A 12,025-nucleotide genomic window follows, 5' to 3' on the forward strand; every position below is an offset into this window, starting at 1 on the left:
GTGGCGGACGGGGAAGATGGTGGATAGAACTCCACTGCGGGAGGTGGAGAACTATCCACCATCATGCGCAAGTCTGGCGCCATGGGCGCTTGTTGCTGTTATCCGGGGTGGGTCGGGCGGAGACGCGCGGAAGCGGGGCGGATGCCGAGCGGATGCGGGGCCCGGCGCGCTATGGGATGGTGTTGGCGTGGGCGCGAACGTGGTAAGCCCGGTCTTCATCGGCCGACGGGAAGAGCTGGCATCGCTCGCGAGCCTGCTCGACCGGGTCGACGACGGGGAACCGGCATTCGCCCTCATTGGCGGGGAGGCCGGGATCGGCAAGACCCGGCTGTCCAGGGAACTCGGGCGGAGCCCGCGGTCGCTACTTCTTGGGCAGCGGCACCTGGGTGGCCCAGTACGCGGTCTTCCCGTGAATGGTCAGCAGCGCGACCACGTCGAGCTTGCCGGCCTGGGCGCTGGTGTACACCTTGTAGACGTTGGTCGTGCCCGCGGGCAGGCCGACCTGCGCCGTCTTGCCGAAGGACAGTCCCGTGGTGCCTGACGCCCGGACGAACAGCCGGGGCGGCGTGCCGTCGCCGTCGAACCAGGTGACCCAGAGCCGGCCGTTCGGCCCGGCGCTGATCGTGTCACCGGCGACCTCCTCGGCGAACCCGCCGAACGTCTCGAGCTTGACCGGCTTCGTGGTGCCGGCGCGGAGCACCTCAAGCGTCCTGATCACCGGGTAGCCCGCCCCGTACAGGATGTACACGCCCGCCGTGCCCCGCCCGGCGATGCCGATCCGCTGCGCCAGCGGGAACGTGTTGCCCTTGGTGACCGTGCCCGGCAGCCGGAACGCGCCGCCAGAACGCCCATTGCCTGCGAGCTTCTGCAGGTAGATGCCCTGCTTGCCGGTGATCAGGGAGAGATAGGCCAGCCAGGTCGCCGACGTCTTGCCGGCGCTGGCGATGCCGGAGTGGTACACGCAGCACTGCGTCGGCGGTATCCGGGTCTCCTTCTGGCCCTGGTGCAGCACGACCAGCGAGTCGGTGCCGCTGAACGCCACCCACGGCTTGCCGTTGGTGCCGGTGCCCGCCGAGTCGGAATCGCTGGTGAACGGGATTCCCGGCAGCGGCGGCACGGCTCCGGGGGTCACCGTCCAGTGACCGCCCTTGCGCGGCCTGGTCGCCTCGAAGGTGCCCTGCGGGCTGTTGGCGGTGTCGGACTTGATGCCGTTCCAGAACACGTCGAGGCCGCCAGGTGTGGCGGTCGCGTCCGGGTCGGTGGCGAGGAACAGGCTGCCGGCGATGGTGACCGCCGCGCCCGGCTTGCCCGTCGCGGCGACCGGCGTGTCCATGATCTTCTGGTGCCCGCCGGAGGCCCCGGTGGTCCACAGCACGTGCAGCAGGCCGTCTGCGCCGCGGACCAGGCCGACGTCGGCGATGATTTGCGTGCCGGTGGCGGTCACCTGTGACCAGTGCCCGGGCCCGAACGAGGCGCCAGATACCGGGTCCCTGCCGCCCGTGCTCGCGCCGGCTGCCGCCTGGCCGGCGACGAGGACCGCTGCGGCCAGGCCCGTGGCCGCAGCGATGCGAGTGATGGAAAGTGCCTTGCGCATGACGTCTCCCCGCGAGACTGCCGCCCCTCAGCCCCGCCGCGCGGTGACGCGGCGGGCTGCGCTGTGACCCTGTCCGCTGAGCGTATTCGGTGGAAGCCGTGGTGATAAGTCCGTACATCGATCGTTTGGCGGGAGTTCATCTAGCGGCGCCACGGCGCGGCGGCCAGGGTCAGCCGCATCCGTTCGGAATGGTGACTGACGTCGGAAGTCGTATGGTGTGCTGCGTGACGCCCGAACCGCACGACCACGCCGATCCGCTTGGCCTCGCGCGCGACGCGCCGCTGCTTGACGGCTGGCTGCGGTTCGGCGCCGCTGTCCGTGCGGGCGCCATGACGCCGTTCACGATCCCCGGTCATAAGCAACGCACGCACCTGGTGGGCGACGTGGTGCGCAGCGATGTGCCGCTGTACGCGGGCCTGGACACCATGAAACAGGACGGCGGGCTGCTCGCGGAGGCCGAGCGGCGGGCGGCGGCCGCCTGGGGCGCGGACTGGTGCCGGCTGTCCGTCGGCGGCTCGACGCACGCCAATCAGGCCGCGGTGCTCGCCCTCGGCAGGCCGGGGCAGGACCTCGTCATCACCCGTACCCTGCATCGCTCGCTGCTGCTCGGCATCGTGCTTGCCGGGCTGCGGCCCGTGTGGGTCCGGCCGGAACTGGACGCCGTCACCGGCCTGCCGGGGGCCGTGCCCGTGGCCGCGGTCGAGGCAGCGCTCGCCGCGCACCCAGACGCGTGCGGCGTCGTGCTCGGCGATCCGTCCTACATCGGCACCCGCTCCGACATCGCCCGTCATGCGGCCGCCGCGCACGCCGCCGGCGTGCCGCTCGTCGTGGACGCCGCCTGGGCGGCCCATTTCGGGTTCTCCGCCGCGGTGCCGCCGCACGCGCTCGCCGTCGGCGCCGATGCCCTCATCACCAGCGCGCATAAGACGCTGCCCGCGTGGAGCCAGGCCGCGCTGCTGCTCGCCCGCACCCGGCGGTCCGGCGGCCTGCTCGACCCCGACCGGCTCGAGCGGGCCTTCGACGCCACCCACACCACCAGCCCGGCCGGTGCGATCCTCGCCAGCACGGACGCCGCCAGGGCGCTCCTGCAGCAGCACGGCGCCGGCCTGATTGCCCGGCTCGTCGACCTGGTGGACGGCGCCCGCGGCCGGCTCGCCGCCGTCCCCGGGCTCGCCGTCGTGACGAGCCGACCGGACGGGCACCCGGCCGGGCCGCTGGACGTGGACCCGGCCAAGCTGGTCGTGCTGCTGGCCGGCACCGGCGCGCACGGGCACGCCGTCGAGGCAGACCTGCTCGCCGCGGGCATTCCGCTGGAAATGGCCGACCGTGACGTCCTGGCCCCCATGGTGACGCTCTCTGACGACGAATCCTCCGTCGCCCGCCTGGTTGACGCCCTGGCGGCCGCAGTCGAAAGGCACCGTGGCGAACCGCGCAGCATCTCACCGGCCGCCGCCTGGACCGTCGAGCCGGTCACCGCGACCGACCCCCGCAGCGCGTTCTTCGCCCGCCACGAGACCGTCACCGCGGCCGCCGCCGTGGGCCGGGTGAGCGCCGAACTGATCGCGCCCTACCCGCCGGGCGTCCCCGTCCTCGCGCCCGGAGAGGTGATCTCCGCGGCCGCGCTCGGCGCGCTGCAGGCCGCGCGGGCCGACGGCGGCCGCATCGCCTACGCCGCCGATCCGACCCTGACGACCATCCAGGTCATCGCCGCCGACCAACCGGGCGAGTTACGCGTGCCGCACGGAAAGTCTTGAAAGACATCGGGGAGACGGTGTCGGATCGGGGCAGGGGTGTTCGTAGCAGGGGTGAGAGGCTGCCCTCAAGGGGCACCGCGAACCACAGGAGATGACCCGTGATGCAGTACCTGGTTTCCGTGATCGATGACACGACCGGCCAAGCCACCCCGGACGAGATGGCGGCCATCGACGCGTTCAACGAGCGGCTCATAGCGGGGGGTCACCGGCTGTTCGCCGGCGGCCTGGCGGCGCCGAGCACGGCCACTGTCATCGACAACCGCGGTGAGGAGCCGATGTTCAGCGACGGGCCGTTCCTTAAGTCGAAGGAGTACCTGGCCGGCTTCTGGATCATGGAGGCCCCCGACCTCGACGTGGCGCTCAAGCTCGCCGCCGAGGGGTCGAAGGCCTGCAACCGGAGGATCGAGGTGCGCCCGTTCCTGTGAGCGCGGCCGACGTCATGGAGGCGGTCAGCCGGGCCCATCGGGAGGAGTGGGCGCGCGTTGTCGCCTCCCTGACCAGGCGTTTCGGTGACCTCGACATCGCCGAGGAGGCAGCCGCCGAGGCGTTCGCGACCGCCGTCGAGCGGTGGCCGGCCGATGGCGTGCCGCCCAATCCCGGCGCCTGGCTGACCACGACCGCTAACCGCAAGGCCATCGACAAGATCCGGCGCGAGAGCAGGCGCGATGACAAGCACAGAGAGGCGCAGCTGTTGCACGACGACCACCTGCCCGAGCCTCTCGGCGCCATCGACGACGAGCGGCTCCGGCTGATCTTCACCTGCTGTCACCCGGCGCTGGCGAAGGAGACCCGGCGCTGGCGCTGCGCATGGTCGGCGGCCTGACCGTACCCGAGATCGCTCGGGCCTTCCTGGTGCCGGAGACCGCCATGGGGCAGCGCATCACCCGCGCGAAGGCCAAGATCAAGGCGGCCCGCATCCCGTTCCGTGTGCCGTCGGCTGAGGATCTCCCGGCACGGGTCTCCGGCGTGCTCGCCGTGCTCTTTCTGGTCTTCAACGAGGGCTACCTGGCGACCGGTCCCGGCACCGATCCCGTCCGTCACGAGCTGACGGCCGAGGCGATCCGGCTCGCCCGCCTGATCCGCGGCCTGCTGCCGGACGATGGCGAGGCGGCCGGGCTGCTGGCGCTGATGCTCCTCACCGAGGCCCGCCGCACCGCCCGCGTCTCGGCGGACGGCGAACTGGTCCCCCTCGGCGAGCAGGACCGCGGCGCCTGGGACGCGGCGCTGATCGCCGAGGGGCACCGGCTGGTGGGCGAGCGCCTGGCCGCCGGCGCGGCGCCGGGCCGCTACCAAATCCTCGCGGCGATCGCCGCCGTGCACACCGCTGCCCGCGACGTGCGCGACACCGACTGGCCGCAGGTCGTCGCCCGCTACGACCAGCTCGTCCGGCTTGATCCCTCGCCGATCATCGCGCTCAACCGGGCCATCGCGGTCGCCGAGCTTGACGGCCCGGAGGTGGCACTGGCGGCCGTCGACCGGCTCGCGGACAGGCTGGCCGGCTATCACGCCTACCAGGTGACCCGCGCCGACCTGCTGCGCCGTCTTGGCCGCAGCCAGCAGTCGCGCGCGGCGTACGACAAGGCCATCGAACTGGCGGGCAACACCGCCGAGACCGCCTACCTGAGACGCCGTCGCGACCAGCTGGGAAAGGCGTTACCTGACCGGCTGAACCGTTCGGTCCCGTCAGCGTTCGCGCCGTTCCCTGCGGCGCCGATGGCGGCGAATCACGCCGAGGCCGAACCAGGCCAACGCGCCGAATAGCGCGATCACGATCGTGTAGACCCACAGCGGCCAGATGAAGTGCCAGGCCAGGAAGCGTATCTTGATGCGCATCCGGTTCTCGATGATGAAGATGACCAGCACCGCCAGGCCGATGAGCGAGGTGATCATCCCGCCGCTGAGTCGTCGGGTCTCTTGTCGCGCCTGCTGCGCCTCACCTTGTTGAGCCATCACACTCCTCCTCACCAGGCACGATATTGACGGGGCACTGCCACAGGATCAGGCCGGGATGCCAGCAGCGCATCACCCGCCGGGGGTGGTGGCCGGCTGCGCGGGGGCGTGCGCCAGGGTAGCGTTCGGTCAGTGACCGTAACGGACATGCCCGAGCTGGCCACCCTGGCCGCGAGCGCGGATCGCTTTCTCGGCGCCGTGCGGGCGCTGGCCGACGACGACGTGCGCGGGGCCTGCGCGCTGCCGGGGTGGACCCGCGCGCACCTGCTCACCCATGTGGCGCAGGCAGCCGACTCCCGCACCGGAATGCTGCGCGCCGCTCAGGCAGGCCTCATCGGCGAGCAGTACCCCTCCGAGCAGGCCCGCGCCGATGCCATTGAGGCAGGAGCAGGGCGTCCGGCGACGATCATCCGCGCTGACGTGGACCGCGCCGTATCGGAATGCCTCACCGCGATGCGCCAGCACCCCGCCGGCCTGTGGGACGCGCCCGCGATCTGGCTGCGGGGCGGCCGTCATCCGGTGCGCGGCACAGTGGCAAGCCTGCGCAGCGAGCTGGAATACCACCACGTGGATCTGGCCGCCGGCTATGCGCCTGACAACTGGCCCGCTGAGTTCGTCGCCACGGAGACGGCAAGGTAGCTTGCCTGGATGAGCGGCAACCGTGAGCTGGCCGAGCGCTTCATCGCGAGCCTGGAGGCCAGGGACTGGGATGTCTGGGCCGGGCTGCTGCATCCAGCGGTGGTCTACGAGATCCCGCAGTCAAGGGAGCGCATCCGGGGGCGTGAGCGTTACCTGCGGTTCAATCAGGAGTACCCCGGCGACTGGCATCTGCGGCCGAAGGTCACGATTGCCGATGAGCGTCACGGGGTGGTGTGGTTCGAGTGGCTTCTCGATGGCCGTGCCGCTGACGCGATGGCGTTTTTCGAGTTTGCTGACGGGCTGATCACGCGGGTGACGGACTTCTGGCCTGAGCCGTATGAGCCGCCGCCCGGCCGCGAGCATCTGGTCGAGCGCTGGTTACCGGTTCCGCCCGGCGGCATCCGCGGGATGCGGCGGTTCAGCCGGCCGTGGCGGCGACGAGCGTCAGCACGAACCCGGCGACGAGGATGGCGACCCGCGCGTAGTGCAGCCGGTCCCAGCGCTGCGACTGCTCGCGATAGTCGTCGGGGTGGTCGTCGGCCGTCCAGGTCTTGGAGCGGTTGTTGATGGGCACGAGCAGGGCGATCGACATGACGACGCTCACGGCGAACAGTGCGGCGGCGGCGATGGCGGCATTGGTTGCCGTGCCGCCCTTCGCGGCGGCGGCCAGTGCGGCGATGAGGATCAGCGAGGCGATGTACCAGAACGGCATGACGCGACCGAGTACCCGCCCGCCGTCGGCGCGTGCCTCGATCGCGGATCCCACCGGCAGCCGCAGCAGCATCGGGTTGACGAAGACCGCCACCGCGAATTCGACGCCGACCATGATTCCGGCGACGGTCGCGGCGATGACGGCGAGTGTGTTGAACATGACGAGCGAGCCCTTTCTGGTTAGCAGTGCTAGATTATCTAGCAGTGCTAACCTAGACGGGAACCGGCAGGAACGCAAGGGGGAGGAACCATGGCAGAACCGGGTATCCGCGCACGGCGCGTGGCCGAGCGCAGGCAGCAGATCCTCGACGCCGCCCGGGCCGTGGCCGACGCCGACGGCTGGGGCGCCGTCACGTCGCGGCGCCTGGCCGACGCGATCGGCTACACGCAGCCCGTGCTCTATCAGCACTTCCCCGGCGGGAAGACCGAGATCATGCGCACGGTGGCGCTCGCCGGATTCGCCGAGCTGGCACAGGCGACGCGGGCGGCCATGGGATACAAGACGGGTGCGCGGGCCGCCGTCGCGGTGGCCGGCGCGTACCTTGACTTCGCGGCGGCGCATCCGTCGCTCTATGACGCGATGTTCCAGCTGCCGATCGATGCGCGCTTCGCCCAAGACGACGCGGAGGCCGAGCTGCGCTCCGGCTTCAACGCCCTTGCCGCGGCGCTCGACGACAGTGACGGGACCGCGACCGAGGTGTTCTGGAGCGCGCTGCACGGCATGAGCCTGCTCGAGCGCGCCGGCCGGATGCGGCTGGAGCACCGCCCTAACCGGGTCGCCGAACTCGCGGCCCGCTTCGGCGACTAACTTCGTGCACCTGCACGCGGTTTTCGCCGCGGGACCGGGCGGCGCTGAGCAGACGCCAGCACGACGCGGCCGCGGCCACGGCCAGCAGCGCGTCACGCGCGGCCAGGATGCCCGTGACGAGCGCGGATCCCCCCAGCAGGCTCTGCCATCCGGTGGGGAAGACGACGACGGTGAGCAGGGCAGCGGTCAGGATGGCCAGCGCGGCAGGCCGCTGGGTGGTCTGCCTCGCGGCGAGGCAGACGGCGGCCAGGCCGACGGCCCACAGCATGTACTGCGGGCTGAGTACCGGGCTGGCGACCAGCACCAGCAGCGTCACGGCCAGCGGCGCGTCGGCCGCGAACACCGGCCGCCACTGGATGCGGCCCCGCGCGGTCAGCAGGCACCAGACCGTCACGGACGCCGCGATGAGGAGCAGGCTCACTCTCGAGGCATCCCGCGCGAGCCCGGAGTACTCGCCGCTGAGCTGCCACGCGCCGTACTTGTAGACGATCGACCCGTGCCAGCCGACGAGCCGCCAGATCATGAATGGCACCGCGACGGCCGATTCGATCTCGGTGCCGCGCGCGTCTTGGTGCGCGAGGAAGCTCATCGTCGGGCCGCGGAGGAAGGCAATGGCGGTGAGCCCCGCCGCGAGGGCGGGGAGAATGCGGCGCCACTGCCCGGGCGCGGTACCCGCCAGCAGCATGACCGGCCATGCCTTCACCGCCGTCGCGGCGGCGAGCACCCCGCCGCGGATGCCGCCGCGCCCGGCCGCGCAGAGCGCGGTGACCGACAGCATGACCGGGATCATGTCCAGCCGGTCGATGGCCAGCGGGCCGAGGACCGGGACGCCGCACACCCAGTACCAGGCCCCGGCCCGCGACCCGCTCCGCCGGGATGCCGCGACCAAGACGATCGTGACGGCCAGGTCGCAGCCGATGGCCAGCAGCGCGAAATCGTTCAGGTAACTGCCCGGCAGCCGCCCGGGCAGCCACAGGACAAAGCCGGCGCCCGGCGGGTACTGCCACATCGGATCGGCCGACGGGAAGGCGTGCCGGGACAGGCAGCACACGTACCAGTGCTGGTATAGCCCCACATCGCCGGCCAGGCGCGGAACCGTGCCAATGAGGTAGAGCACGGTGCGGCTCACGAGCCACAGCGCCCACAACGCGAGTGACGGCAGGTGCTTCCGCCAGACCCGTCGGTCACGCAGGCCGCTGGCCACGGCATCCGCTGCCACGGAAGTAAAGGCTAGGCACGGTCACCCGCCCCGGTCGTCATGCCCAGGGATGGTTTATGTATCCGCCTTGCGGCTGATGCACCCTTTCTGGCCGGTCAGCGGAAAGGTGGGGAGAATGAATTCATGGCAGGTTCTAGCCGTTCAGCCGGGCTACCGGTGATCGATGTCGGGCCGCTGGTCGACGGCGCTGCGGCGGCGGCGAGGGCTGCGGTGGCCGAGCAGATCCAGCTGGCCTGCCGTGATCGCGGCTTTTTCTACGTGACGGGCCATGGCGTGCCGGCCGTACTGCTGGATGAGCTGGCCGACGCGAGCGCTGAGTTCTTCGCGCTGCCCTTGGCGGACAAGCTGGAGATCGCCATGGAGCGCGGCGGCCGGGCCTGGCGGGGTTTCTTCCCGGTGGGCGCCGAGCTCACCTCCGGGCAGCCGGACCTGAAGGAAGGGCTGTACTTCGGCGCCGAGCTGCCCGGCGATGATCCGCGCGTCCTGGCCGGGCTGCCGCTGCATGGACCCAACCTGTTTCCTCGGCAGGTCCCCCGGCTGCGCCCCCTAGTGCTTGCCTACCTTGACGCCCTGACACAAGCGGGCCAGGCCGTTCTCGCCGGAGTGGCCATGAGCCTCGGATTGGATGCCGGGTACTTCACCGCCGGCTATACTGCGGACCCGACCATCTTGTTCCGGATCTTCCACTACCCGCCGTCACTGCCGCAGGCCGACGGCTGGGGGGTGGGCGAGCACACCGACTACGGGCTGGTGACCCTGCTCGCCCAGGACGACAGCGGCGGCCTGCAGGTCGCCGCGCCCGAAGGCTGGGTCGACGCCCCGCCCATCCCGGGGACCCTGGTCTGCAACATCGGCGACATGCTCGACCGTCTGACCGAGGGCTGGTACCGCTCGACGCCGCACCGGGTCCGCAACCTCAGCGGCCACGGCCGGCTCTCCTTCCCGTTCTTCCTGGATCCCGGATTCGCCGACGAGGTACCGCCGCTCCCCGGCCTCGCCGCCGCCGGAGACGACGGCAGGCGGCGATGGGACGGCCAGGACCTGCGGGCCTTCACCGGCAGCTACGGCGAATACCTCCTGGGGAAGGTGTCAAAGGTCTTCCCGCAGCTCCGCGGCGACGTGCTGGGATAGCCGTCAGCTTGCCATGACGTTTACCGACCGGCTGATCTGGGCGGGCGATCGTTGACGTCCCATCACTGCATCGGCACATTACTCGAGTAACTAACCGACTAACCAGCTAAACCGGAAGGCGTGGTGCCGGCGCTCGACGATGGAACGCCGCTGTTCGTGCAGATCGCCGGGCAGCTGGCCGACGACATCGTCGATGGCCAGCTGGCCGAGGGCTCACGGGTGCCGTCGACGAACGAGCTGGCTGCCTTCTACCGCATCAACCCGGCCACCGCGGCGAAGGGGATCAACATGCTGGTGGACGACGGGGTGCTGGAGAAGCGCCGCGGCATCGGGATGTTCGTTGCCGCTGGCGCGCGCGAACACCTCCGGGGCTGGTGACCATCTACATCTTCCTGCTCATCTGCGGTGTGTCGAGCATGACCAGGGAGCTGCCGTTCGGCCTGATGCTTGGCGTCAGCCGCCGCAGGTACTACCTTGGCACCGCCCTGCTGGTGCTGGCACTTGGCATCGCCTACGGCCTGGCGCTGACCGTGCTGCAGGCGCTCGAGCGTGCCAGTGGCGGGTGGGGCTCTTCACTGCACTTTTTCCGGGTGCCGTGGATCATGGACGGCCCGTGGTACCAGACCTGGGTCACCTCGTTCGTGCTGCTGATGCTCTTCTTCCTGTACGGCATGTGGTACGGGCTGGTCTACCGGCGGTGGAACGTGATTGGCATAGTCTCGTTCGTCGTCGCCCAGATGCTGGTGGTGCTCGCCGTCGTGGCCGTGGTGACGCTGACGCACGACTGGACCGCGTTCGGGCACTTCTTCACCACGGTGCAGGCACCCGCACTGACCGGCGTGCTGGCGGCGCTCAGCATCGCGTTGGGGCTCGGCGGGTTCAGCACCATACGCCGGGCCATCATCTAGTCAGGTCTGTTCCGGTGGCTCGGCCGGGCCAGGCGTACCGGACGCCTCGGGGGCCGGGGCGATCTTATTCAGCCAGCACAGCGGGCACAGCAGGTGCGGCTGTCCGTGCCGGCCCTGCTCGTGCTCCCACATGAAGTACGCGCCGCCAGCAACTAGCAGCAAGTTGAGTCCTCCGCCGAAGGGAAGACCCGGGCCTCTCGGTATGCGGGAAGGCATCGCTGTTCACCTATCCATCGATACAGCGGCGCGATCGGGGGATCGCAGGGAGCCGTCCCCTTCAGTGTGGCACCATCGGGCCGGACTGACTGCAAGGCCCGGCGGCGCCGCCCCGTGCAACGGATGCGGCAGGCAGGCCTGACAGCGCTTGGACCCAGCGATCTCCCACCACGACGCAGGTCGGGGTTAGTCACGCTATGCCGACTCATCGCGCTGGATCCGCCTTATTGAAGAATCGCCATGCGCGGCACTTAATACGTCAGCTACCGCGGCTGCGGAGGAGGGCGGTGAGGTCATCGCCGGGCTGGACGTCGCGGGGAACGACCCGCGGGTGAGGACCCGGCCGCCGGCGGTGCCGCCCGCCGTCGCCCGGGCAGCGGACACGTGCAGCCAGGATCCCTCGCACAGGCCGAGCACGGGAACGTCGTTTTCTTCCAGGAACTCCCCCAGCCGCCGGTCGCGTGCCGTGCGCAGCGGGCCGGCGGCCGGGTAGTGCGGGTTGACCTGAAAGGGAATCACTCCCAGCGCGGACAGCGAGGCCGGCTGCACAATCGGCAGGACATCGGGCAGCCTCGCGTTGGGCGGGTAAAGAGCCCGAGTACGGTGTGCCCAGCTGTGGCTGGACCAAGGGCGGGGCGACGTGACCGTCTCTGACATCAGGTTTTTTCTCCCCCGCCGCTGTCGAATCCGTGAGGCTAAGTTCGATAACACAGTGACTGCGGAGACACCGTCGTGGGAGGACGACATGAAGTACATTGCCTTGCTTTACGGCGAGCCGGATGCCGGGCCGGCGCCGGGGACGCCGGAGTTCATCCAGATGCTCGGCGAGTTCCAGTCCGCGACGACGGCAATGGCGGATGCTGGGGTCCTGGTGGACAGCAGCCCGCTGCAGCCGCCGCAGACCGCGACCACCGTCCGGGTCCGCGACGGTGAGACGCTGCTGAGCGACGGGCCGTTTGCCGAGATCAAGGAGCAACTCGGCGGCTATTACATCCTGGACTGCGAGGATCTCGATACGGCGCTGCAGTACGCGGCGATGATCCCGTCGGCTAAGTACGGTCGGTCGAGGTCCGGCCGGTGATGGTGATGGGGCCG

16 protein-coding genes and 2 pseudogenes are annotated in these 12,025 nt (G+C 70.4%); 12 read left to right on the forward strand and 6 right to left on the reverse strand.

Annotated features, from left to right (window positions below; genetic code table 11):
- Positions 1–16: 16 nt before the first annotated feature.
- Positions 17–340: pseudogene (locus tag EAS64_RS47425) on the forward strand (ATP-binding protein); the annotation flags it as partial.
- A gap of 21 nt (positions 341–361) precedes the next feature.
- Here EAS64_RS47425 and EAS64_RS45780 read toward each other — a convergent pair.
- Positions 362–1,594, reverse strand: coding sequence for a hypothetical protein (locus EAS64_RS45780; RefSeq protein ID WP_246115643.1), 1,233 nt, complete (start codon positions 1,592–1,594; stop codon positions 362–364).
- Between the two features lie 224 nt (positions 1,595–1,818).
- On the opposite strand from EAS64_RS45780, the gene EAS64_RS12670 reads away from it, so the two are divergent.
- From EAS64_RS12670 to EAS64_RS12680, 4 genes are all read left to right on the forward strand, one after another.
- Positions 1,819–3,348, forward strand: a complete 1,530-nt coding sequence (locus EAS64_RS12670; protein WP_222849259.1) for an aminotransferase class I/II-fold pyridoxal phosphate-dependent enzyme — start codon at positions 1,819–1,821, stop codon at positions 3,346–3,348.
- A 101-nt stretch (positions 3,349–3,449) separates the two neighbouring features.
- Positions 3,450–3,773 carry a YciI family protein gene (locus tag EAS64_RS12675; protein WP_145853547.1) on the forward strand — a complete coding sequence of 108 codons (324 nt, stop codon included), beginning with the start codon at positions 3,450–3,452 and terminating at the stop codon, positions 3,771–3,773.
- Positions 3,770–4,171 carry a sigma factor gene (locus tag EAS64_RS45785; RefSeq protein WP_246115644.1) on the forward strand — a complete coding sequence of 134 codons (402 nt, stop codon included), beginning with the start codon at positions 3,770–3,772 and terminating at the stop codon, positions 4,169–4,171. Before EAS64_RS12675 ends, EAS64_RS45785 begins: the two co-directional genes overlap by 4 nt.
- Positions 4,156–5,109, forward strand: a complete 954-nt coding sequence (locus tag EAS64_RS12680) for an RNA polymerase sigma factor (RefSeq protein ID WP_246115645.1) — start codon at positions 4,156–4,158, stop codon at positions 5,107–5,109. The genes EAS64_RS45785 and EAS64_RS12680 overlap by 16 nt, the downstream gene beginning before the upstream one ends.
- Here EAS64_RS12680 and EAS64_RS12685 read toward each other — a convergent pair.
- Positions 5,032–5,298 carry a lipopolysaccharide assembly protein LapA domain-containing protein gene (locus EAS64_RS12685; RefSeq protein ID WP_145853108.1) on the reverse strand — a complete coding sequence of 89 codons (267 nt, stop codon included), beginning with the start codon at positions 5,296–5,298 and terminating at the stop codon, positions 5,032–5,034. The two genes, EAS64_RS12680 and EAS64_RS12685, sit on opposite strands and share 78 nt — an antisense overlap.
- Positions 5,299–5,430: 132 nt before the next feature.
- On the opposite strand from EAS64_RS12685, the gene EAS64_RS12690 reads away from it, so the two are divergent.
- Both EAS64_RS12690 and EAS64_RS12695 read left to right on the forward strand, forming a co-directional pair.
- Positions 5,431–5,937, forward strand: a complete 507-nt coding sequence (locus tag EAS64_RS12690) for a maleylpyruvate isomerase N-terminal domain-containing protein (RefSeq protein WP_145853109.1) — start codon at positions 5,431–5,433, stop codon at positions 5,935–5,937.
- A gap of 9 nt (positions 5,938–5,946) precedes the next feature.
- Positions 5,947–6,240, forward strand: a pseudogene (locus tag EAS64_RS12695) (nuclear transport factor 2 family protein); the annotation flags it as partial.
- A gap of 115 nt (positions 6,241–6,355) precedes the next feature.
- Here the strand turns inward: EAS64_RS12695 and EAS64_RS12700 are convergent.
- On the reverse strand, positions 6,356–6,808 hold the full coding sequence (locus tag EAS64_RS12700; protein ID WP_145853110.1) for an anthrone oxygenase family protein: 453 nt from the start codon (positions 6,806–6,808) through the stop codon (positions 6,356–6,358).
- 90 nt (positions 6,809–6,898) lie between these two features.
- On the opposite strand from EAS64_RS12700, the gene EAS64_RS12705 reads away from it, so the two are divergent.
- A complete protein-coding gene (locus EAS64_RS12705; protein WP_145853111.1) occupies positions 6,899–7,456 on the forward strand; it encodes a TetR/AcrR family transcriptional regulator in 558 nt (185 codons plus the stop codon).
- Here EAS64_RS12705 and EAS64_RS12710 read toward each other — a convergent pair.
- Positions 7,416–8,675, reverse strand: coding sequence for a glycosyltransferase family protein (locus EAS64_RS12710; protein WP_145853112.1), 1,260 nt, complete (start codon positions 8,673–8,675; stop codon positions 7,416–7,418). The two genes, EAS64_RS12705 and EAS64_RS12710, sit on opposite strands and share 41 nt — an antisense overlap.
- 123 nt (positions 8,676–8,798) lie before the next feature.
- Here EAS64_RS12710 and EAS64_RS12715 point away from each other — a divergent pair, with 123 nt between their 5' ends.
- The 3 genes from EAS64_RS12715 (at position 8,799) to EAS64_RS12725 (ending at position 10,714) form a co-directional block, all read left to right on the forward strand.
- The gene (locus EAS64_RS12715) at positions 8,799–9,806 is read left to right on the forward strand and encodes an isopenicillin N synthase family dioxygenase (protein WP_145853113.1); all 1,008 of its coding nucleotides are present in this window, start codon (positions 8,799–8,801) and stop codon (positions 9,804–9,806) included.
- Positions 9,807–9,926: 120 nt separating this feature from the next.
- Positions 9,927–10,184 carry a GntR family transcriptional regulator gene (locus EAS64_RS12720; RefSeq protein WP_222849261.1) on the forward strand — a complete coding sequence of 86 codons (258 nt, stop codon included), beginning with the start codon at positions 9,927–9,929 and terminating at the stop codon, positions 10,182–10,184.
- Positions 10,181–10,714, forward strand: a complete 534-nt coding sequence (locus EAS64_RS12725) for an ABC transporter permease (RefSeq protein WP_145853114.1) — start codon at positions 10,181–10,183, stop codon at positions 10,712–10,714. Before EAS64_RS12720 ends, EAS64_RS12725 begins: the two co-directional genes overlap by 4 nt.
- On the opposite strand, the gene EAS64_RS43525 is transcribed toward EAS64_RS12725, so the two are convergent.
- Both EAS64_RS43525 and EAS64_RS45790 read right to left on the reverse strand, forming a co-directional pair.
- Positions 10,715–10,876 (reverse strand): hypothetical protein, encoded by a 162-nt coding sequence (locus EAS64_RS43525; protein ID WP_187365870.1) that lies wholly within the window; start codon positions 10,874–10,876, stop codon positions 10,715–10,717. It abuts the gene before it with no gap.
- A gap of 249 nt (positions 10,877–11,125) precedes the next feature.
- A complete protein-coding gene (locus tag EAS64_RS45790) occupies positions 11,126–11,479 on the reverse strand; it encodes a Type 1 glutamine amidotransferase-like domain-containing protein (protein ID WP_246115646.1) in 354 nt (117 codons plus the stop codon).
- 196 nt (positions 11,480–11,675) lie between these two features.
- On the opposite strand from EAS64_RS45790, the gene EAS64_RS12735 reads away from it, so the two are divergent.
- Entirely contained in the window at positions 11,676–12,011 is a 336-nt protein-coding gene (locus EAS64_RS12735) for a YciI family protein (RefSeq protein ID WP_222849262.1), read from the forward strand.
- Positions 12,012–12,025: the final 14 nt, after the last annotated feature.

This window comes from Trebonia kvetii (assembly GCF_007827045.1).
Lineage (GTDB): Bacteria > Actinomycetota > Actinomycetes > Streptosporangiales > Streptosporangiaceae > Trebonia > Trebonia kvetii.

Coding starts and splice junctions, on each gene's coding strand:
- EAS64_RS45780 (WP_246115643.1), bottom strand. CDS start 1,594: ATGCGCAAGGCACTTTCCATCACTCGCATCGCTGCGGCCACGGGCCTG.
- EAS64_RS12715 (WP_145853113.1), top strand. CDS start 8,799: ATGGCAGGTTCTAGCCGTTCAGCCGGGCTACCGGTGATCGATGTCGGG.
- EAS64_RS12675 (WP_145853547.1), top strand. CDS start 3,450: ATGCAGTACCTGGTTTCCGTGATCGATGACACGACCGGCCAAGCCACC.
- EAS64_RS12685 (WP_145853108.1), bottom strand. CDS start 5,298: ATGGCTCAACAAGGTGAGGCGCAGCAGGCGCGACAAGAGACCCGACGA.
- EAS64_RS12705 (WP_145853111.1), top strand. CDS start 6,899: ATGGCAGAACCGGGTATCCGCGCACGGCGCGTGGCCGAGCGCAGGCAG.
- EAS64_RS12735 (WP_222849262.1), top strand. CDS start 11,676: ATGAAGTACATTGCCTTGCTTTACGGCGAGCCGGATGCCGGGCCGGCG.
- EAS64_RS12680 (WP_246115645.1), top strand. CDS start 4,156: ATGGTCGGCGGCCTGACCGTACCCGAGATCGCTCGGGCCTTCCTGGTG.
- EAS64_RS12700 (WP_145853110.1), bottom strand. CDS start 6,808: ATGTTCAACACACTCGCCGTCATCGCCGCGACCGTCGCCGGAATCATG.